This is a genomic window from Paludisphaera soli, from assembly GCF_011064595.1.
GTDB lineage: Bacteria > Planctomycetota > Planctomycetia > Isosphaerales > Isosphaeraceae > Paludisphaera > Paludisphaera soli.
In genome coordinates, this window is record NZ_JAALJI010000001.1 from 552,954 (window position 1) to 573,024 (window position 20,071).

The 20,071-nt window shown below is 69.8% G+C and carries 14 protein-coding genes and 1 tRNA gene; 7 read left to right on the forward strand and 8 right to left on the reverse strand.

Annotated elements, in window-relative coordinates; translation table 11 throughout:
- Nucleotide 1 precedes the first annotated feature (1 nt).
- Nucleotides 2-1,114 (reverse strand): sensor histidine kinase, encoded by a 1,113-nt coding sequence (locus G6O68_RS01985; protein ID WP_165244216.1) that lies wholly within the window; start codon nucleotides 1,112-1,114, stop codon nucleotides 2-4.
- Between the two features lie 272 nt (nucleotides 1,115-1,386).
- On the opposite strand from G6O68_RS01985, the gene nadA reads away from it, so the two are divergent.
- Both nadA and glgB read left to right on the forward strand, forming a co-directional pair.
- Complete coding sequence (gene nadA / locus G6O68_RS01990; RefSeq protein WP_165244218.1) at nucleotides 1,387-2,499, forward strand: quinolinate synthase NadA; 1,113 nt, start codon at nucleotides 1,387-1,389, stop codon at nucleotides 2,497-2,499.
- 172 nt (nucleotides 2,500-2,671) lie between these two features.
- Nucleotides 2,672-4,936 (forward strand): 1,4-alpha-glucan branching protein GlgB, encoded by a 2,265-nt coding sequence (gene glgB / locus G6O68_RS01995; protein WP_165244220.1) that lies wholly within the window; start codon nucleotides 2,672-2,674, stop codon nucleotides 4,934-4,936.
- Between the two features lie 60 nt (nucleotides 4,937-4,996).
- Here glgB and G6O68_RS02000 read toward each other — a convergent pair whose 3' ends face one another.
- From G6O68_RS02000 to G6O68_RS02010, 3 genes are all read right to left on the reverse strand, one after another.
- On the reverse strand, nucleotides 4,997-7,063 hold the full coding sequence (locus G6O68_RS02000; protein WP_165244223.1) for an endonuclease MutS2: 2,067 nt from the start codon (nucleotides 7,061-7,063) through the stop codon (nucleotides 4,997-4,999).
- Nucleotides 7,064-7,252: 189 nt separating this feature from the next.
- Nucleotides 7,253-8,011: a HEAT repeat domain-containing protein gene (locus G6O68_RS02005; RefSeq protein WP_165244225.1), complete on the reverse strand. Its 759-nt coding sequence runs from the start codon at nucleotides 8,009-8,011 to the stop codon at nucleotides 7,253-7,255.
- 242 nt (nucleotides 8,012-8,253) lie between these two features.
- Nucleotides 8,254-8,667, reverse strand: coding sequence for a hypothetical protein (locus G6O68_RS02010; protein WP_165244227.1), 414 nt, complete (start codon nucleotides 8,665-8,667; stop codon nucleotides 8,254-8,256).
- 1,051 nt (nucleotides 8,668-9,718) lie between these two features.
- Here G6O68_RS02010 and ruvA point away from each other — a divergent pair.
- The gene (ruvA, locus tag G6O68_RS02015; RefSeq protein WP_165244229.1) at nucleotides 9,719-10,369 is read left to right on the forward strand and encodes a Holliday junction branch migration protein RuvA; all 651 of its coding nucleotides are present in this window, start codon (nucleotides 9,719-9,721) and stop codon (nucleotides 10,367-10,369) included.
- A 43-nt stretch (nucleotides 10,370-10,412) separates the two neighbouring features.
- Nucleotides 10,413-11,507, forward strand: coding sequence for a Holliday junction branch migration DNA helicase RuvB (gene ruvB / locus G6O68_RS02020; RefSeq protein WP_165244231.1), 1,095 nt, complete (start codon nucleotides 10,413-10,415; stop codon nucleotides 11,505-11,507).
- Here ruvB and G6O68_RS02025 read toward each other — a convergent pair.
- From G6O68_RS02025 to G6O68_RS02035, 3 genes are all read right to left on the reverse strand, one after another.
- Entirely contained in the window at nucleotides 11,486-12,514 is a 1,029-nt protein-coding gene (locus G6O68_RS02025; RefSeq protein WP_206107992.1) for an L-threonylcarbamoyladenylate synthase, read from the reverse strand. The genes ruvB and G6O68_RS02025 overlap by 22 nt on opposite strands.
- Nucleotides 12,515-12,559: 45 nt before the next feature.
- Nucleotides 12,560-13,105: a pyruvoyl-dependent arginine decarboxylase gene (locus G6O68_RS02030; RefSeq protein ID WP_165244233.1), complete on the reverse strand. Its 546-nt coding sequence runs from the start codon at nucleotides 13,103-13,105 to the stop codon at nucleotides 12,560-12,562.
- A 353-nt stretch (nucleotides 13,106-13,458) separates the two neighbouring features.
- Nucleotides 13,459-13,532 (reverse strand) — tRNA-Asp (locus tag G6O68_RS02035).
- A gap of 329 nt (nucleotides 13,533-13,861) precedes the next feature.
- Here G6O68_RS02035 and G6O68_RS02040 point away from each other — a divergent pair.
- Complete coding sequence (locus G6O68_RS02040) at nucleotides 13,862-14,815, forward strand: sugar phosphate nucleotidyltransferase (protein WP_165244235.1); 954 nt, start codon at nucleotides 13,862-13,864, stop codon at nucleotides 14,813-14,815.
- A 63-nt stretch (nucleotides 14,816-14,878) separates the two neighbouring features.
- Nucleotides 14,879-18,262: a UTP--glucose-1-phosphate uridylyltransferase gene (locus G6O68_RS02045; protein WP_165244237.1), complete on the forward strand. Its 3,384-nt coding sequence runs from the start codon at nucleotides 14,879-14,881 to the stop codon at nucleotides 18,260-18,262.
- 7 nt (nucleotides 18,263-18,269) lie between these two features.
- Here the strand turns inward: G6O68_RS02045 and G6O68_RS02050 are convergent, their stop codons facing one another.
- The gene (locus G6O68_RS02050; protein ID WP_165244239.1) at nucleotides 18,270-19,376 is read right to left on the reverse strand and encodes an acyl-CoA dehydrogenase family protein; all 1,107 of its coding nucleotides are present in this window, start codon (nucleotides 19,374-19,376) and stop codon (nucleotides 18,270-18,272) included.
- A gap of 67 nt (nucleotides 19,377-19,443) precedes the next feature.
- Here G6O68_RS02050 and G6O68_RS02055 point away from each other — a divergent pair, with 67 nt between their 5' ends.
- Nucleotides 19,444-20,019, forward strand: a complete 576-nt coding sequence (locus G6O68_RS02055) for an NUDIX domain-containing protein (RefSeq protein WP_165244241.1) — start codon at nucleotides 19,444-19,446, stop codon at nucleotides 20,017-20,019.
- Nucleotides 20,020-20,071 lie beyond the last annotated feature (52 nt).

Sequence of the window (20,071 nt, forward strand, 5' to 3'; positions counted from 1 at the left end):
GTCAGGTCGCCGCCGTCTCGGCCCCGGCCGCGGAGTCGAGCGGGAGGAGGACCGAGAAGCAGGCCCCGCCGTCGGCGTTGTTGGTCGCGGCGAGCCGCCCTCCCAGGTCGCGGACGATCTCGGAGGCCAGGTACAGGCCGTAGCCGCTCCCCCCTTCGCGGGTGGTGAAGAAGGGCTCGAAGATCCGCCGCAGGTAGGTGTCTGGCACGCCGGGGCCGTCATCGACCACGTCGAGCTTGACCCAGTCGCGGCCGTCCTCGCGGATGGAGTCCGTCTTCACGACGACCCGGCCGTCGCGCCCGGAGGCGGTGATCGCCTGGTAAGCGTTGGTCAGCAGGTCGAACAGCACCTGCATCAGCCGGCCGGCGTCGCCGTTCACCTGGAAGGAGTCGGAGCAGTCGGCCTTCACGATCACCCGGCGCGGGTAGGGGGGGAGGCCGCGCACGAACAGGTCGACCGTCTCGGTGAGCAAGGACGGGACGTCGATCGGCTGCATCTGCACCGGACCCCGTCGCACGGCCCCCATGAGGTGCTCCAGCCGGAGCTGGAGCAGGCTGGAGCCCCGGAGGATCGAGTCGACCCACTGGGCGTCGTCGGGCCGGTCCAACAGGCTCAGTCGCAGCAGCTCGGCGCTGCCCCGGATGACCGAAAGCGGCCCGCGGATCTCGTGGACGATCCCGGCGAGCAGGCGGCCGACCTGGACGAGCTGTCGATCCAGCATCGCCAGCCCGGCCATCTTGTGGTACTGGATCAGGCGGCGGACGCGCGCCAGGATCAGCTCGGGGGCGGAGTCGTAGAGCACGTAATCGTCGGCCCCGGCGTCCAGGCCGGCGAGCACGGCCGAATCGGCCTGGGCGGAGCTCATGATGAGGACCGGAGTTCCGGCGATCGCCCCTTCGCCCCGGATCGCTCGACAGAGGGCGATCTCCTCGGACTCGGCGAGGTTGCGGCCCAACACGATGAGGTGCGGACGGATGCGGAGCGCCTCATCGACGGCGTCGGCCGTCCGGGGGGCCTGGTGGACCGTGTAGCCCCCGTTCTCGAGGGTGGCGCAGAGACGCCCTCGTTCGGGTTCGACGGGGTCGACGACCAGGATTGTCGCCTCGGGCTCCACGGTCGTTGTCCCTTCGCGGCGAACGCCGACGGTCCTCGACGATCCCCGCCCCCCCGATCCGGGCCGTCGCGATCGCACGCTTGTGACACCGCCCGATCGGCGTCGCCCGAGGACCGGTCGCGACGCTTCTATTTTTCGATAGTCGGATATAATACCCGGGGCGGTCAATGCCGAGGCCCGAAATTGGACGGGGCGTCCGGCCCTCCCGAGGATCACGAACCCGGCCCGAGCGTCAGGCTCCGGCCCCTCTCCAGGAGATTCCCCAAGCCGCCATGAGCGCCACCACGCCCCTCCTCGACGCCGCGAGCCTCCCCTTCGAGGACTACCGCCACGCCCCCGACGCCGAACTCGATGCGCGCATCGAGGAGGTCCGTCGCCGGCTCGGGGACGAGCTGCTGATCCTCGGCCATCACTACCAGCAGGACGAGGTGATCCGCCACGCGGACCTGCGCGGCGACAGCCTCAAGCTGAGCCAGCTCGCGGCCGAGAGCCGCGACTGCCGGGCCATCGTCTTCTGCGGCGTCCACTTCATGGCCGAGACCGCGGACATCCTCTCGCGGGACGACGTCACGGTCCACCTGCCCGACATGACCGCCGGCTGCAGCATGGCCGACATGGCCGACCTGGACTCCGTGGAGGCCGCCTGGTCCGACCTCGCCGAGCTGATCGACGTCGAGGACGTCACGCCGGTCACGTACATCAACTCGACGGCCGAATTGAAGGCGTTCTGCGGCCGCCACGGCGGCATCGTCTGCACCAGCTCGAACGCGCGCAAGGTACTCGACTGGGCCTTCGCCAACCGCCGCCGGGCCCTCTTCTTCCCCGACCAGCACCTGGGGCGGAACACGGCCCGCGCGATGGGCGTCCCCCTGGAGCAGATGCCCGTGTGGGACCCCCGCCGCGAACTGGGCGGGAACTCTCCCCAGGCCATCGAGGACAGCCGAGTCATCCTCTGGCGCGGCCACTGCTCGGTCCACCAGATGTTCAAGCCGGCGCACGTCGCCCAGTTCCGCAAGCAGCACCCGGGCATCCAGATCCTCGTGCATCCGGAGTGCTCGATGGAGGTGGTGGAGGCCGCCGACCTCGTCGGCTCCACCGAGTACATCCTCAAAACGATCGCCGAGGCCCCGGCCGGATCCTCGTGGGCGGTCGGGACGGAGCTGCACCTGGTCAACCGGCTAGCCGCCGAGCACCCCGACAAGGCGGTGCATTTCCTCTCGCCCATGGTCTGCATGTGCTCGACCATGTACCGCATCGACCTGCCCCACCTGGCGTGGTGCCTGGACAACCTGACGCGGGGCACGCCGGTCAATCGGGTGCAGGTCCCCGAGGACGTGAAGCGTTGGGCACGGACTTCGCTCCAGAGGATGCTCGACCTGGGATGACCACACCCGCCGGAGGTTCCGCGCGACTCGTCCTCGTTTCGCGCGGTCCGCCGGGGACGCCCGGTTGCATGCCGCCGAGCGGCCGGCTAAGTAAGAGAGAAGTCGAAACGGACGGGGTGGCGCCGCGCGGTCGTCGGCGGATCCAACATCGTAAGAGAGCGAGTCGCGAACCATGGCCCTGATGACACGGCAGCATTCGACGGTCTCCCAGGCGGACCTGGACCTAATCACCCAGGCCGGCCACTGGAACCCCTTCCTGGTCATCGGCCCCCATCCCCTCGTCGCGGCCGACGGCTCCCAGGCCTGGACGATCCGCGCGTTCCTGCCGGAGGCCCGCAAGGCCGGCGTCGTCGACCTCTCGCGCGGCGAGCCCGGCAAGCTCTTTCCGATGGAGAAGACCCACGCCGACGGCTTCTTCGAGGTCGTCTTCCCCGACCGTTCCGGCCCCTTCCCGTATCGCCTCCGCATCGAGAACCACGAGGGTCATTCCTGGGAGTCCGTCGACCCCTACGCCTTCGAGCCGATCCTCACCGACTTCGACCTGCACCTTCTCGGCGAGGGCACGCACCTCCACAACTATGAGAAGATGGGTGCCCACCTCATCACTCACCAGGGGTTCCGGGGCGTCCTGTTCGCGGTCTGGGCTCCGAACGCCCAGCGCGTGAGCGTCGTCGGCAACTTCAACCACTGGGACGGGCGTCGTCACCTGATGCGGAGCCGGGGCGCCACCGGCATCTGGGAGTTGTTCATCCCCGACCTCTGCGAGGGAGAGGTCTACAAGTTCGAGATCAAGAGCCGCAACCACGGCTACACGGTCCAGAAGGCCGACCCGTACGGCCTGGCCTCCGAAATGCGGCCCAAGACGGCCTCGGTCGTCTGGGACATCGACCGCTTCTCCTGGGGCGACAAGGAGTGGATGGCCCGTCGCGCCGAACGCCAGGCGCTCGACAAGCCGATGTCCTTCTACGAGGTCCACCTCGGCTCCTGGAAGCGCTCCCGGGAGAAGGAGAACGGCTTCCTCAGCTACCGCGAGCTGGCCGAGCAGCTGGTCGAGTACCTGGATAAGACCCACTTCACGCACGTCGAGCTGCTGCCGATCACGGAGCATCCGTTCGACGGCAGCTGGGGATACCAGCCGATCGGCTACTTCGCCCCCACGGCGCGGCACGGCACGCCGGACGACTTCGCGCACTTCGTCGACCATCTGCACCAGCACGGCTACGGCGTGATCCTCGACTGGGTGCCCGCCCACTTCCCGACCGACCTCCACGGCCTGGGCTACTTCGACGGCACCCACCTGTACGAGCACGCCGACCCCCGCCTCGGCGAGCATCGCGACTGGGGAACCAAGATCTTCAACTACGGGCGGCCCGAGGTCCGCAACTACCTCCTCGGCAACGCCCTCTTCTGGCTGGACCGCTACCACATCGACGGCCTCCGCGTCGACGCCGTGGCCTCCATGCTGTACCTCGACTACTCCCGCAACCCCGGCGAGTGGGTCCCGAACATCTTCGGCGGCAACGAGAACCTCGAGGCCATCGACTTTCTCAAGACCCTCAACGAGATCTGCCACCGCGAGCATCCCGGCATCCTGACCATGGCCGAGGAGTCCACGAGCTGGTCCGGCGTCTCGCGGCCGACCTACCTGGGCGGCCTGGGCTTCAGCCTCAAGTGGAACATGGGATGGATGAACGACACCCTTCGCTACATGGCGAAGGACCCCGTCCATCGCAAGTACGAGCACGGCGCGCTTACGTTCAGCATGATCTACGCCTTCACCGAGAACTTCATCCTTCCGCTCTCGCACGACGAGGTCGTCCACGGCAAGAAGTCGCTCCTCGACAAGATGCCCGGCGACCTCTGGCAGAAGTTCGCCAACCTTCGCCTGCTCTACGGCTACATGTACGGCCACCCGGGCAAGAAGCTGCTCTTCATGGGCGACGAGATCGCCCAGTGGCGCGAGTGGGACCACGACGAGAGCATCGACTGGCACCTCCTGCAGTGGAAGGACCACCAGGGGGTGTCGCAGCTCGTCACGGACCTTAACTCCCTGTACAAGAACGAGCCGGCTCTCCACCAGATCGACTTCGACTGGCTGGGCTACGAGTGGCTCGAGCTGCACGACTGGGAGAACAGCGTGATCGCCTTCCTCCGTCGCGGCAAGGACGCGGAGGAGTCGATCGTGGTCGTCTGCAACTTCACCCCGGTCGTCCGCTACGACTACCGCGTGGGCGTCCCCACGGGCGGATTCTATCGCGAACTGCTGAACACCGATTCCGAGGTCTACGGCGGTTCGAACGTCGGCAACCACGGCGGCGCGTGGGCCGTCCGCGAGCCTCACGCGGGCCGGCCGTTCCACATCTCGCTCAAGGTCCCGCCGCTCGGCGTCCTCTTCCTCAGGTCGCCGAAGTCCACGCCGGCGCAGTCGGGCGAGTGAACTTACCCGATCCCTCCGACGGACCTCCCCCCGCCCGAGTGCGCGGTGAGGTCCGTCCGCTCAGCCCTCGAAATCCTCGAGCCGGGGCCCCTTGATCCGCGCGGGCTTGCCGAGCCCGGCCGGGCCCGAGGCGTCCTGCGGCAGCAGCTCGTCGACGGCGACGTCCCAGGTCATGTGGCCGATCGCGACGGTGGCGCTGCGCTTGCGCGCGTCGATCTTGACGATCCGGCCCGGGCGGTCGTAGCCCATTCGGGGGACGACGACCTTGTCGCCGGGCTTCAGCCGGGCCCGGGCCTCGGCGAGGTCCTCCTCGCGGCGGCCTTCGAGCTGGAGCGACTGGAGCCGCTCGGCCAGGGCGTCGCGCGTCCGCTCGGCCTCGGCCTGGGCGGCGATGGCGTCCTGCCGGGCCGCCTCCGCTTCGCGCTTCATCCGGGCGATCAGGTCCCATTCCGGGACCGTCGAGCCCTGCGCCTGGTCCAGATAACGCTCGGCCCGGGCGACGAGGTGCTCCGGCATGCTCAGCCGCCGCGCGATCTTCAGGGCGTTCGACTGCCCCACGTCGCCGATGTGGACGTGGTACCGGGGCCGGAGCGTCTCCACGTCGAACTCGACCGCCGCGTTCTCGGCGCGAGGGTTGGACAGCGCGTAGGTCTTCAGGTCGCCGATATGCGTCGTGACCATCGCCAGCCCGCCGATCGAGTCCAGCTCGTCCAGTAGGGCCCTCCCGAGCGCCGCGCCCTCGGCCGGGTCGGTGCCCGCCCCCATCTCGTCCAGGAGCACCAGGGACCGCTCCGTGGCCTTGCCGAGGATCTCGGAGATCCGCCGGACGTGCGAGGAGAACGTCGAGAGCGATTGCTCCAAACTCTGCTCGTCGCCGATGTCCGCGAGCACCTCGTCGAAGATCGGCAACTGCGTCCCCTCGGCGACCGGGACGTGCAGTCCCATCTGGGCCATCACCGCCAGCAGTCCGACCGTCTTCAGGGCGACGGTCTTTCCCCCCGTGTTCGGGCCCGTGATGACCAGGATCTGAAACCGCAGCCCGAGATGGACGTCGATCGGGACGACCTCGGTCTCGCGCGGGGTCTCGGGGAGGGGGGGCGGCGTCGGGGTTTCGGGGGTCCCCGCGTCGGGCTCTGGAGAGACCGGCGCGGGGGTAGGCTCGGCCAGCAGCAGGGCCGGGTCGCGACGCAGGATCGCTTCGAGCAGCGGGTGCCTCGCCCGCCTGAGGACGAGCCGGCGTTCCTCGTTCATCTCGGGAGCCCGCATCTGGTAGTCGATGCTGAGGCGGGCTTTCGCGTAGATGAGGTCCAGCTCCGCCATGACGGCCAGCGTGCGGAGCAAGGGGTCGGCGACGAGGCCGACCTGCGCGCTGAGCCATCTCAGGATGCGACGGATCTCCTTCGTCTCGCGGGCGCGGAGGTAGGAGAGCTGCGCGGACTTTTCGGCGATCGCGGTCGGCTCGATGTAGACCGTCTCGTTGCTGGCGCTGCTGCGCTGCACCGAGCCGGGGATCTCCCCGCGATGCTCCTTGGCCACGGGGAGGACGTAGTGATGGCCGACCATCGTGAAATTCGAGTAGCGCAGGGCCCGCTTGATCTCGGGAGAGCGGAGCATCGAGCGGAGCTTCTCCTGGATCCGCTCCTCGACCTGTTGCATCTCCTGGCGGATCGCCGAGAGCCTTCGGCTCGCGGTGTCGAGCACCTTGGCGCGGTTGTCGAGGCAGCCCTCGATGGCGCTCGTCGCGGCCGAGAACTCGCCGACGTCGGCCCGCATGCCGCCGAGCCGGGGGAAGTTGTCCCCCATGCGTTCGAGCCAGGCGGCCAGCCCGACGATCGCGCGCAGCGTCTCCGCGACCTCGGCCAGTTCCTCGGCCTCGAGCATCGCGCCGACCTGGGCCCGGCGCACGAGCGGCCGGATGTCGTGGAGGCCGCCGAGCGGGGGGCGGAGGCCGGAGCGGATCGCCTCGACCATCTCGGTGGCGACGGCCTGGCGGGCGTGGATCTCGCGGACGTCGCCGGAGGGCTCCAGGCCCCTCGCCGCCTCCTTGCCGAGCGAGCAGGCCGCTCGCGCGGCGACCAGCGCGCGGATCTTGGAGACGCCTAGCAGCTCGAGCGTATGACTGTCCATCTGGGCTCTCGAATGCCGACGCGTGGGGAGGGCCGCCGGTCGTCCTCGGACGAACCGGGACGGGGCGCCCCCTCTCGACCTCCAGGATCGAGCGAGGGTTCGCGTCGTGATTCGATTATGCCGGAACGTCCCGCCGCGAGGCCATCCCAGACGTCGATCGTCGAGGGCGACGGCCGCCGTCTCGGCAGATCAGCGCGCGATCGCGGTCCTCGCCGCGGCGGATCCGGCGGCGGCCTCGTCGGCGGCGGCGGTCACCGACGCGGGGGGGACCAGGTCCGCAGGCATGGCGGCGATCATCGGCTCCATCTCGCGACGCCAGGCGGCGACGTCCGTGCCGAGGTCCTTCGACGTGATCTTCCGGAGGGCGTTGAGCGACGCCAGGCGGATGGCCGGGTCGTCGTGCTCCATCGCGTCGAGCAGCACCTTGAAGATCCGAGGGTCGCGGGTCCCGAGGTCGGCCAGCGCCTCGATGGCGGCGATCCGCGCGTCCTCGAGGTTGTCGAGCGTCATCGTCTGGGCCAGCACCGTGGCGTCCTCCGGCAGCCCGACCTTGCCGAGCGCGCGACAGGCCTCGATCTTCACGACCGGGTCCTGGTGGTGGACCGCCTTCAGCAGGACCTCGCGGGCGGCGGGGTCGCCCAGCTCGCCGAGGGTCCGGCAGATGATGGCGCGGATGGCGAGGGGCTCGTTCCCCTTCTCGTACTTCTCGACCAGGGTCGCGACCGCCTCGCGACGCTCGTCGTCGGTGTCGTAGGCGTCCTTCGAGGCCAGCTTGGTGTAGGCGACGTAGCGGACGTTGGGGTCCGGGTTGTCGCGGACGTGGCCGAGGAAGCTCCGCGCGGTGGTGCCCACGTACGTGCTGCAGCCCGTCGCGCACGCGGCCAGGGCGAGGACCCATCGGGCCGCCGCGCGTCGCGTCGCGCCGTTCCAGAGTGCTCGATCGTCCATGGTCGAGGAACCATCCTTGGCCGAAGGTCGTGGGTCGGAGACGTGCCGGCCGGTACGCCGGGACCGCGCGGGGAGGCGAGTCGCGGGGATCATAGCGGGGATCGCGAGTCCCGCCAAGGTCGTCTTCGCCCCGGCCCCACCGCCTCCGGTGCGGTCGGGCTCGGCGCAGCAAAAAGGGCCGTAGCCCGTTCCGACGCGGACTCGGCCCATACTCTCCGCTGCGGTCCGAACTCGGCCTTCGTTCAGGCCGAGGCGCCCGAGGCGGACCCGCTGGACTGCGTGGAGAGGTGCTTCTCGCCGATCTTCGTCACGTGGTACTTGAAGAAGTCGCCTTCCTTCTTGCCCTTCTTGATGAGCTTCTTCGCCTGCAGCGAGTCGAGCTGCTTCTGGATCTTCTTGGTGGCGATGTGGCCGGTCTCGCCCGCCCCGCTGATCTCCTTGAGCAGGTTCGCCTGGGAGTCGGTCAGCTTGACGGCGGGGGCCTTCTTCGGGGCGGCCTTCTTGACCGCGGCGGCCTTGGGGGCGGCGGCCTTCTTCGGGGCGGCGGGGGCGGCGGCCTTGGGGGCCATGGCCTTCTCGGCCTTCTTGGGGGCGGCGGCCTTCTTCGGAGCGGCCTTGGGCGCGCTGCTCTTCGGTGTCGCTTTCTTCGTGGCCATCGGGGCACCTCGTCGTCGGACATGAACTCGTGACGGACCATCTCTCATTGAGCGGTCCCTGCGCCAATTCATACCAAATCTTTGAACTAGTGGAAGGGGAAGATCCTCCGAAATCGCCCTTTTTCGTGGAATTTTTCGGGTTTTTCCGCCTCTCGCACCTTTCGCATCATGGTTCGCTCGCACGTTCGGAAATCACCTTGTTAACAGGAGCTTGTACGTTGGAACGTCGATGGATCACGGTTTCGCCCGATGTTTTCCAGGGTCGACGCGTTCTCGCGCCCACGCAGCCGCGCGCCGCGACCGCCTGAGAGGCGCTGTTGGAGGGCCTCGAAATCGTCCGACGCGCGAAGAGGCGATCGAAGCCCCCTCGGAGGGCGAATCATCGCGCGTGCGGAGGTCGAGAGGACTCGTATCGATGTTGGTCCGGCCCTGCCATGTGACGACGCGACGAGCGCGACGAGGCCCCGCGCGGGGGCGGCGCGCCCTCCGCTCCGTCCGTCGTTCGCCGGCCTTCGACGCGATGGTCGACCACTTGCTCCATGTCCCTCGTGGGGGCCGACCGAGGTCGCGCGACGGATGCGCGCCGCCTCGCCAGGGTCCGGCTCGCGGCGCTCGCGCGGCTCGTCGCCTCGCGCGCTGCGACACGCCCAGAGGCGGTGGTGATGGACGGCGATCACGAGCGTCGAGCCCGCGCGCATCCGACGATCGCCTTCGGAGCCGGTCCGCGCGCACCGAGGTCGGGCCCGGACGACGCGCGACTCCTGGCCGCGCCGTTCGGTGCGTCCGCCGGTCGTCTCGTCGAAGGCACCGAGGCTCGCGCCCGGGCGGAGGCCACGACGGGACCGAGGACCTCGCGTCCCTGGGGGACGTCCCCACCGGGTGGCCCTAGGCGTGAGGCGGAGGGCCTGGCATCGAGCCTCGCGGCGCCGGTCGGGACGAGTCTGACGGCGACCGATTCCAGGACTCGCGATATCCTCTTGCCCGTCGGCCGGCGGCCGTCTACAATTACTGAACAAAAACACACAGGCGTTCGAGGGAGCGAGGGGCTCTGGTGATCACTCAAATCCGAGGCGTTCTCCGCGCGGTGGCCGAAGAGAGCCTGACCCTGGCGGTCGACCCGTTCGAGCTGGAGGTCCTGATCCCGGAGCACACCCGGCGTCAGGTCCAGGGGAAGGTGGGCGAGACGGTCACCCTGCACACGACGTTCTTCATCGAGGGCCAGGCGATGGGCGGGCGGATGAACCCCCGGCTGATCGGCTTCCTGTCGACGGTCGACCGCGAGTTCTTCGACACCTTCTGCTCGGTCGACGGCGTGGGGGTGCGGAAGGCCTTGCGGGCGATGGTCCGGCCGGTCCGCGAGATCGCCCGGACGATCCAGGACCAGGACGTGAAGATGCTGGCCACGTTCCCGGGGATCGGCGAGGCGATGGCCGAACGGATCGTCGCCAAGCTGCGGCGGAAGGTCGGCATCTTCGCCCTGATCGTCAATCCCGACGGCACCGCGTCGGCACCCGCCCCGACCAACGGCAAGGCCGAGAACGCCGAGCCCGACGTGGTGAGCGACGTCTACGCCCTGCTGCTCTCGGTCGGCCACACGGAGATGCAGGCTCGCGCGGCCATCGACCGGGCTCTCGCGGGCAAGAAGAAGTTCAAGTCGGTGCCCGATATGATCGAAGCGATCTACCAGCAGGACAAGAACTGAGCCGATCACCGGCCCCGCCCCGGGCGACACGAGGGACCACGCCATGGCGAGAGAAGTGAAGATCAAGGGAAAGTCGGGCGACGACGGCGAGCCGAGGCCCGAGGCCGCACCCGCCGCGCCCCCGTCGCCGGCCGACGCCGTCGAGGAGAAGCTGCGACCGCAGCGGCTCTCCGAGATCATCGGCCAGCGTGCCGTGGCCGAGCGGCTCTCGATCGCGCTGGCGGCCGCGAAGAAGCGTGGCGAGCCCCTGCCCCACATCCTGTTCGACGGCCCCCCCGGCCTGGGCAAGACGACCTTCGCGAGCGTGCTCCACAATGAGCTGGGCGTCGAGCTGAACCTCACCAGCGGCGCGTCGCTCGACAAGAAGATGGACGTCATGCCCTACCTGACCAACGCGTCGGAAGGGTCCATCCTCTTCATCGACGAGATCCACCGGCTCCCGCGCGCGGTCGAGGAGTTCATCTACCCGGTCATGGAGGACTTCCGCGTCGACGTCGTCCTCGGCGAGGGGATGGCCGCCCGGACGATCAACCTGCCGCTCAAGCGGTTCACGATCATCGGCGCGACGACGCGCAGCGGCATGCTCTCGGCCCCGCTCCGCGAGCGGTTCCACATGCACGAGCACCTGGAATTCTACGACCCCGACGACCTGGCGAGGATCATCACGATCAACTCCGCCAAGATGCGCGCGACGATCAGCGACGACGCCGCATGGGAGCTGGCCGGCCGCAGCCGGGGCACGCCCCGGATCGCCAACGCCCGGCTCCGCTGGGTGCGCGACTACGCGCTCGCCCGCGCCGACGGCGCCATCGACCTGGGCGTGGCCCGCGACGCGCTCGACATGCAGGAGATCGACTCCGAGGGCATGGACAAGCAGGACCGTCGCTACCTCGACACCCTGATCCGCGTCTTCAAGGGGGGGCCGACCGGCGCCGAGGCCCTGGCGGCCACGATGACGCTGGCCGTCGACACGATCCGCGACGAGGTCGAGCCGTACCTCCTCCGCCGCGAGTTCGTCGTCCGGACGCCCCGCGGGCGCGTGGCCACCTCGGCCGCCTACCGCCACCTCGGCCTCACCGAGCCGCAACGCGACGTGATGGACGACCTGCTCGAAGGTCAGCGCCGGCTCTTCCTCTGATACGGGACGGTCGCCCGCGAGAGCCTGTCGCGGACGGCCTCCCACTCGAAGCCCGGCGGCGGCTCGACGGCCACGATCAGGTCGAGCCGCCGGGCGTCGAGATCGTGAAGCGCCCGGTAGAACTCGCGCGAGGCGGAGTCCGCCCGGGGATGGATCGATCGGGCCACACCCGTCGGCGTCGCGTCGGTCGGGATCGACTCGAACGCCAGGAGCCCCGAGGCCGGCGGCCAGTCGATCTCGGCCAGGTCGGCAAGCGTCGCGACCCGGACGGCACGCGTCCGGGGGGCGTAGTGGACCGACAACTGGCCCGGGCTCGTCAGAAGATCGGCCTCGTCGGCCCGCGCGGCTCGGCCGCCCGCGACGACCGGCCCTTGCAGGGTGGCCGACAGCGAATCCCGGCCGATCGGGCCCGGCCTCAGGACGGCCGGTGGGTCGGTCGTCAGGTCGAGGACGGTGGACTCTAGCCCCACGGTGGTCGGCCCGCTGTCCAGGATCAGGTGGACGCGACCCTCCAGGTCGCCGAGGACGTGCTCGGCCGTCGTGGGCGAGATCCGGTTCGACCGATTGGCGCTCGGCGCGGCGAGGGGGAGGCCGACCCGCTCGATGAGTCGTCGCGCGACCGTCGGCGCGGGGACGCGCAGGCCCACTGTCTCGCCGCCGCCCGTGACGACGTCCGGGATCGCCGACGTGCGGCGGACGACGAGGGTGAGCGGGCCGGGCCAGTAGCGACCGGCCAGGGATTCCGCCCGATCGCTCCACTCGGTCGTTAAGGATCGGGCCTGGGCGACGTCGGCCACGTGGACGATCAGCGGGTTGAAGGAGGGCCGCCCCTTCGCTTCGAAGATCCCGCGGACGGCGTCGGCGTCGGTCGCCACGGCTCCGAGCCCGTAGACGGTCTCGGTGGCGAACGCGACGAGGCCGCCGCCGAGCAGGACGGCGGCGGCCTCGATGAGGGCGTCGGGATCGGGCTCGTCGGGAGCCACGAGGAGGACCCGCGTCTTGATCACGGCGGTGGGCCTGTGCGGGGTCGGGTGCCGGGGAAGGCGCGTCGATCAGGGGAGGAGGACGGAGGCGGCGATCACGGTCGTCCAGAGGCCGTCCTTGTGGCCGACGGCGGTCTGGGTGACTTCCTTCGTCTTGTAGATGACGTCGGCGATCTTCCAGAGTTCGCGCTTCTCGTCCCACGAGCTGTTGGGGTTGAACTCCACCCCGAGGATCGTCGCGAGCATCTCGGCGGCGAGATCCTCGGCGTAGTCGGCGGCCGTCTTGGCGGTCTGGCCGTAGGCGTGGTGCTCGGACAGGTAGCCGAACTGGTCGCGGTCGCGGGGGATGGCCACCCCGACGCTCGCCGCGACCAACCGGTTGGGCTCGGCTGTGGCGCACTCGCTGATGACCACGTGGACGATCTGGCCGGGCTTCAGTTCCTTGAGCCCCTGCTCGATCGTCACTTCCTTGCAGCGCGGCGGGAAGATGCTGGAGACCCGCACCAGGTTATAGCAGGCGATCTGGGCGTCCCGGAGCGCCAGCTCGAAGCTGGTCAATTTTTCGCGGTGGGTACCGACTCCCTTGGTGAAGAACAGCTTCGCTGGTACGTACATCTCTGGCTTGAATCCTCCCGCGTCGGCCGGCCCCCTCTGTAGAGGAAGAGCCGCGACCGACCCAGTACTTGCGATGGGCCCGCGTCGTCTCCGCACGTCGCGCTCGTTCTGACGAAGTTTGAATTATCGTCCGACGAACGCTCGGCATCAAGCCCACCCGAGGCATGCCGGCGCGGATCCTGTCGATCAATTCGCGAAGCGCAGGTCGCGCAAACCTGGAGCATATTGGGCTCGCAGCCCAAATAGGTGAAGGTGGAAAGCCCTCGATCGAGAGCTTCACCAAGCTTCAAGTGACTCTCTTCAGGATGGAAGAGAAAAGGACGGGCATCGAAAGCCCGAAGGGAGGAAGGAAGCGAGGATGACGGGATTCGAACCCGCAACCTCCGGCGTGACAGGCCGGTGCTCTAACCAGTTGAGCTACATCCCCAAGGACGGCGGGATATCGTTCCCGAGCACGTCTCGTTGAGATAGTCACAGGTTAGTGGCGCCGGGTTCGGAAGTCAAGGGGCCAGCCCCCCGGGTTTTCGGACGGCCGAGAAGGAGGTCCGGTGAAGGGGGTGGAAGTGGTCGCGCAAGGGGCAACCGGCTTTCCCGGGCGTCCGCGCGACGATTAGACTGCAACCGTCGGGAGGGCTCGCGGTCGTCGGGCCGTTCGCGCCGTCGGGACCCCCTGCGACCGCACGCACCGTCGGTCCCAGGGCTGGCGGATTTTCATTACGATCCGGGCGGGTCTTCCGGCTCGATAGGGGTAGGGACGTGTTCATCTCGAAGGCAGTCATCACCGCCGCGGGCCGGGGCGCCCGCCAGTATCCGGCGTCGGACACCGTCCAGAAGGCCATGCTGCCGATCGTCGACCGCGACGGCCTGACCAAGCCGGTCCTCCAGATCATCGCCGAGGAGGCGCTGGAGAGCGGCATCGAGGAGATCTGCGTCGTCAGCGCCCCGGGCGACGAAGCGGTCTATCGCGACCACTTCCGCAACTACGCGAGGAACCTCCGCACTTCCTTCCGGGACGTCGACTGGGCGGACGATCAGGCCCAGCGTCTGTTGCACCTGGAGGAGCGCCTGACCTTCGCCGTCCAGGACGAGCCCCGGGGCTACGGCCACGCCGTCTGGTGCGCCCGCGAGTTCGCCGGCGGCGACCCGTTCCTGCTGCTGCTGGGGGACCACTTGTACCTCTCGTCCGACCCGCGACGATGCGCCCGCCAGCTCATCGAGCTGGCGACGGCCGAGTCGTGCGCCGTGTCGGCCGTGCAGGCGACCCAGGAGCATCTGATCCACCAGTACGGCACGCTCACGGGCCGCCGGCTGACCGACCGGCCCGACGTCTACGCCATCGACGAGATCATCGAGAAGCCGAATCCGACCCTCGCCGAGCTTCGGCTGCACGTCCCCGGCCTCCGCGCCGGGCATTACCTCTGCTTCTTCGGGATGCACGTCCTGACGCCCACGGTCTTCGAGCTGCTCGACGAGGCCGTCGGCGACCGTCGCGAGCACGGCGCGATCCAGCTGACCTCGGCGCTCAACCAGCTCGCGAGGCGTGAGAAGTACCTGGCCCTGGAGACGCGCGGTCAGCGGTTCAACCTCGGGGTCAAGTTTGGGACCATTGAGGCCCAGGTCGCGTTGGCGATGTCCGGCGTCGACCGCGACCGGATCCTGGCCGTCTTGCTGGACGCCGCCGCCCGGATCGAGCAGGCCTCCCCACGCTGAGCCGCCCGACCGTTCGTCGACGTGCGACACCCCCGATTTCCCACCCGTCAACCGCGGACGATCATGGCATCACTCGGCTCCACCCTCATCGAGACCATCACCGGCTCGGACCCCGCGATCCGCGACCGCTCGGCCCGCGCGCTCGTCGCCGGCGCGAGCCTCGCCGAGAAGCTCCAGGCCTGCGAGGAGCTGGAACGCTTCCGCCGACGCGCCGAGAACCTGTACGAACGCGTGAGGGCGTCCCTCTTCCTGCACGCAATCTACCGATACGACGTCCAGGAGGATCCGTCCATCCGCCGCAGCGGCCTGATCCCGTTCGACGGCTACATGGACCTGATGGAGCGCCGCTACGAGCAGGCCGTGACCTCGTTCCGGGCGACGCTCCAGCGCGACCATCCCAACGGCGCCATCTGCAGCGCGCTGGCCCAGGCCTACGACCAGATCGCCTTCCAGACGCTGGCCGACCAGGTTCGTCGGTCGGTGAGGAGCTGCTCCGGCAACCGCTGGATGTTCCGCGTGGGGGGCGTCGACGAGCACCCGCTCAAGCTGGACGCGCGGCTGCTCGACCGCTCCTCGGCCGACGGCCTGCACCCGATCCTGCTGGAGCGGACCCCCGTCCGGCTGGACCTCTCGCACAGCGGCTGGTCGGACATCTTCTTCCTCGGGATGGACTTTCCCGAGGGGGCGCGGGTGATGAACATCTCGGTGGATTTGGGCGTCCACGGCCGCGACGACGCCCCCACGCCGCCGATCGAGTGCCGCCTCCGCGTCATCGCCGAGCCGATCCTCCGACTGACCAGCATCGACCTAGACGCCACCAAGGACGTCGAGACGCTGGAGGAGCTGTTCAACTTCGGCAACGACTATCTCGGGCTGGTGAAGGCCGGCGTGATCGCCTCGGGCCTGGTCCCCCCCTCGCTCGAAGGGACGTCGGCGTCGCTCGCCGAGTTGCTCGCTCGGGTCGTCCGTCCCGGCCACGGGCTGGAGATCGTCAGCAAGGTCAACGACATCCCCAAGGGCTCGCGCCTGGCCGTCTCCACCAACCTGCTCGCGTCGCTGATCGCCATGCTCATGCGCGCGACCGGCCAGACGACGAACCTGACCGGCGCGCTGGAGCTGGAGGAGTCTCGCGTCGTGGTCGCCCGCGCGATCCTGGGCGAGTGGCTCGGGGGCTCGGGGGGCGGCTGGCAGGATTCCGGCGGCGTCTTCCCCGGCGTGAAGCTCATCATGGGCGTCCCGGCCGGCGAAGCGGACCCCGAGTGGGGCGTGAGCCGGGGCCGCCTGCTCCCCGAACACCGCCTGGTCGACGTCCGGCCGAAGGCCGAGTCCGCCGACGATACGGCCGGCCCGCGCGGCTCGTTCGCCGAGGCGCTCGCCTCCAGCATGGTCCTGGTCCACGGCGGCATGGCCCAGAACGTCGGGCCGATCCTCAACATGGTGACGGCCAAGTACCTCCTCCGCGATGAGGCCGAATGGAAGGCTCGGCGCGAGGCGCTGCGGATCTTCGAAGGGGTCGTGGAGTCCGTCGAGAAGGCGGATGTCCGGGCCCTCGGCGGCTGGACCACCGCCAACTGGGACGGCCCGCTCAAGGGGATCATCCCCTGGATCACCAGCGCCTTCACCGAGGGGATCATCCGCGAGGCCCGCGAGGCCCTGGGCGCGGACTTCTGGGGCTTCCTGATGCTCGGCGGCATGTCCGGCGGCGGCATGGCGTTCATGGTCGACCCGTCCCGCCACGAGGAGTTCAAGGCCCGCATCGGCGAGATCATGCGGCGCGTCAAGCGGTCGCTCGACGACGCCCTGCCGTTCGCGATGGAGCCGGTCGTCTACGACTTCCGGATCAATCCCCGGGGCACCTGGGCGACCCTGGAATCCGACGCATCCGCCCTGATGCCCGCGCGGTACTACACGCTCCAGATCCCCCGGATGATCGCCGAGGGGACGGCGGGGCTCGACAGGCTCCGCAAGGCCGACGTCGACGCCTTCGCCAACCGCAGCGACGAGACGCCCGAGCTGCTCCGCGTCTTCCGCACCATGATCAACAAGCTGTTCCCCGTCACCCGGAGCGGCGTCGACGACACCTCGACCCGGTGGAACGAGGAGGCCGAGGCCATCCGCCGCGAGAACGGCTTCGACCCGGTCCAGCACGAGGCCCTCCGCGAGGACATGGCCCGGGGCCGCATCGGCCTGGCCCGCAACCGCCTGCCCGTGGACATGCAGATCCACGACGTCGACGACTCCGACCTGATCGACGCCCACGACGCTCCCTCGAAGACGGCCGTCGCCCTGGGAGAGCGGGTGATCCGCAACGGCGAGGTCGCGGTGGTCTCGCTGGCCGCGGGGGTCGGCAGCCGCTGGACCAGCGGCGCGGGGGTGGTCAAGGCGATCAATCCGTTCGCCCTGTTCGAGGGCCGTCATCGCTCCTTCCTGGAGGTCCACCTCGCCAAGACGAAGGCCGTCCAGGACGCCCTGGGGGCGACGATCCCTCACGTCGTCACGACGAGCTACCTGACCCACGGGGCCATCGCGAAGCGGCTGGCGACGACCGGAAACTACGGCCACGACGGCCCCGTCCACCTTTCGCGAGGCCAGTCGATCGGCCAGCGGCTCGTGCCGATGGCCCGCGACCTGACGTTCCTCTGGGAGGAGTCGACCCACGAGACCCTCGACGAGAACAAGCAGAAGGTCCGCGAGGCCGGCCGTCGCGCGATCCTCGACTGGGCGAAGGCCCAGGGCGAGGGGGCGGACTACACCGACAACGTCCCGCTCCAGCGCTTCAACCCGCCCGGGCACTTCTACGAGGTCCCCAACCTCCTGCGCAACGGGCTGCTCGCGAAGCTCCTGGTCGCCCACCCGAACCTCAAGTGGCTGATGGTCCACAACATCGACACCCTGGGGGCGACCGTCGACCCCGGCATCCTGGGCCGGGTCGTCGAGGCCGGTTCGACCCTCGCGTTCGAGGTCATCCCGAGGCGGATCGACGACCGGGGCGGCGGCCTGGCGCGCGTCGGCGGCCGGCTCCGGCTGCTGGAAGGGCTGGCGCAGCCGCGCGAGGACTCGGAGTTCGCCCTGCGCTATTACAACTCGATGACGACCTGGGTCCGCATCGACGGCCTCCTGCAGGCCCTCCACCTGTCGCGCGACGACCTGGGCCGCTCGCCCGAGAAGGTCGCCGCCGCCGTCCGCAACCTGGCCGCGCGGGTGCCGACCTACGTCACCATCAAGGACGTGAAGAGGCGCTGGGGCCACGGCCAGGAGGACGTCCTCCCCGTCGCCCAGTTCGAGAAGCTCTGGAGCGACCTGACCTCGCTGCCGGACCTCCCCTGCTCGTTCCTCTCCGTCGACCGCCGCCGCGGCCAGCAGCTCAAGGACGCGGCGCAGCTCGACGGCTGGGTCACCGACGGCGGCAGGGATTACGTCGCCTCGCTCTGCAAGTTCCCGGGGTGATCGCGGCTCAGGCCGGGCAGAGGCCCGCCAGGTCGCGGATGGCGGCCTGGGCGATGGGCGAGGGGCAGGACCAGACGAGGAAGAAGAGGGCCTGACGCGCCCAACGCTGGGCGGGGTCGGTCCGGAGGAAGCCGCTGCCGCGCCGGGCCGTCAGATGGGCCTGGGTCGAGCGCAGGGCCAGGGCGTTCGCCTGGGCGCGCAGCGAGGCGGCGGTCGCGGCGTCTCCCTCGCCTCGGGCGCAGGTCATCAGGATCGCCCATGCCTGGGACCACTGCTCGCGGAGCAGGTCGACCGGGTCGACCAGGTCGATGCGGTCGGGGGTCAGCGCGGCCAGCCCGCCGATCGCCGCGGCGGCCTGGCCGAGGGCCAGGGCCGAGGTCTCCAGCCCGGCCGTGCCGACGGCCCCGGGCTGCGTGGAGATCTCCGTCGTCGGACCCATCAGCACGTCGTCGGCGTCGATCTCGACCCCCTGTACCGCGACCTCGGCCGTGCGCGAGGCCTGCAGCGCCGCCAGCTCGAACGCCGGCAGGACGGTCAAACCGGGGCGGTCGCCGGGGAGCGTGATCAGGAGCTGTCGGCCGTCTTCCAGGAGCGCGCCGGTGACGAAGACGTCGGCGCGCTCGGCACCGGTCACCCAGGGCATGGAGCCGTCGAGGCGGTAGCGGCCCTCGCCGATCTCGGTCGCGACGAGCGCCTTGGCGCCCAGCCGTCGCGAGGTGGTGAGCTGCGAGATGCCGACCGTCGCCATCGCTCGACCGGCGGCGATCCGCGCCAGCCATTCGGCGGCCTTCGGGCGGTCGGCGACCGTCGCCAGGCGACGGACGGCCGCGTCGTGCTGCGAGAGGATGAAGACGGCCGTCAGGCTCGCCTCGGCCAGCCTCGCGTAGCGCTGGACGGCGAGCGGGCGGGGGCAGGCGTCGCCCCCCTGCTCCGCCGGCACGGACCAGCGCAGGACGCCGTCCTCGACCAGGCGCGACCACATGGCCTCGGGCCAGACGCCGGCCAGGTCGGCCGGGCCGTCGGCCGCGCGGAGGGCGTCGGTCAGGGCGACGATCCGGGGCTCCTCGGGGTCGATCTCCGTCCAGAAGCCGCCGTGCATCGTTTCGTCGCCCATGCTACCCTCGACCGGGACCAACCGTCCGCGCCCCCAGAATCGTCATCGTCGCACAAGGCCGCGAATCATGTCAGCCCCCTATTGCTACAAGCACCCGAGGCCGGCCGTCACGACGGACCTGGTGGTCTTCGCCTGGCGCGAACACGCGCTCCAGACCCTCCTGATCCGCCGCAAGCACGACCCGTACGCGGGGCGATGGGCGATCCCCGGCGGCTTCCTCGACATGGACGAGGACGCCGAGGTCGGCGCGCGCCGCGAGTTGGAGGAGGAGACCGGCCTGGTCGTCCCCGGCGCGGTCGCCCCGCTCGGCTTCTTCGCCGCGCCCGGCCGCGATCCCCGGGGGAGGACGATCACCCTGGCCCACGTCGCGGTCCTGCCGGCCGGCGATTATCCGATCCAGGGGGGCGACGACGCGGACGAGGCCGCCTGGCGACCCGTCGCCGAGGCGAGGGACCTGGCCTTCGATCACGACGACGTCCTGACAGCCGCCCATTCCTGGCTGCGCGATCGCGTGCTGGAGAAATCCCCCGAGGCGCGCGCGATGCTCCCGCTTCCCTTCGAAGTGGACGACGTCCGCGCCCTGTTCCACGTCCTGGGACTTCCCCTCCGCCGGGCCGCCTCCTGGATGGGATCCAAGGGCTGATGTCGGCGCCGGTTCACCTTGCCCGAACGGGCCGGACGGGTTAGATTCCGCC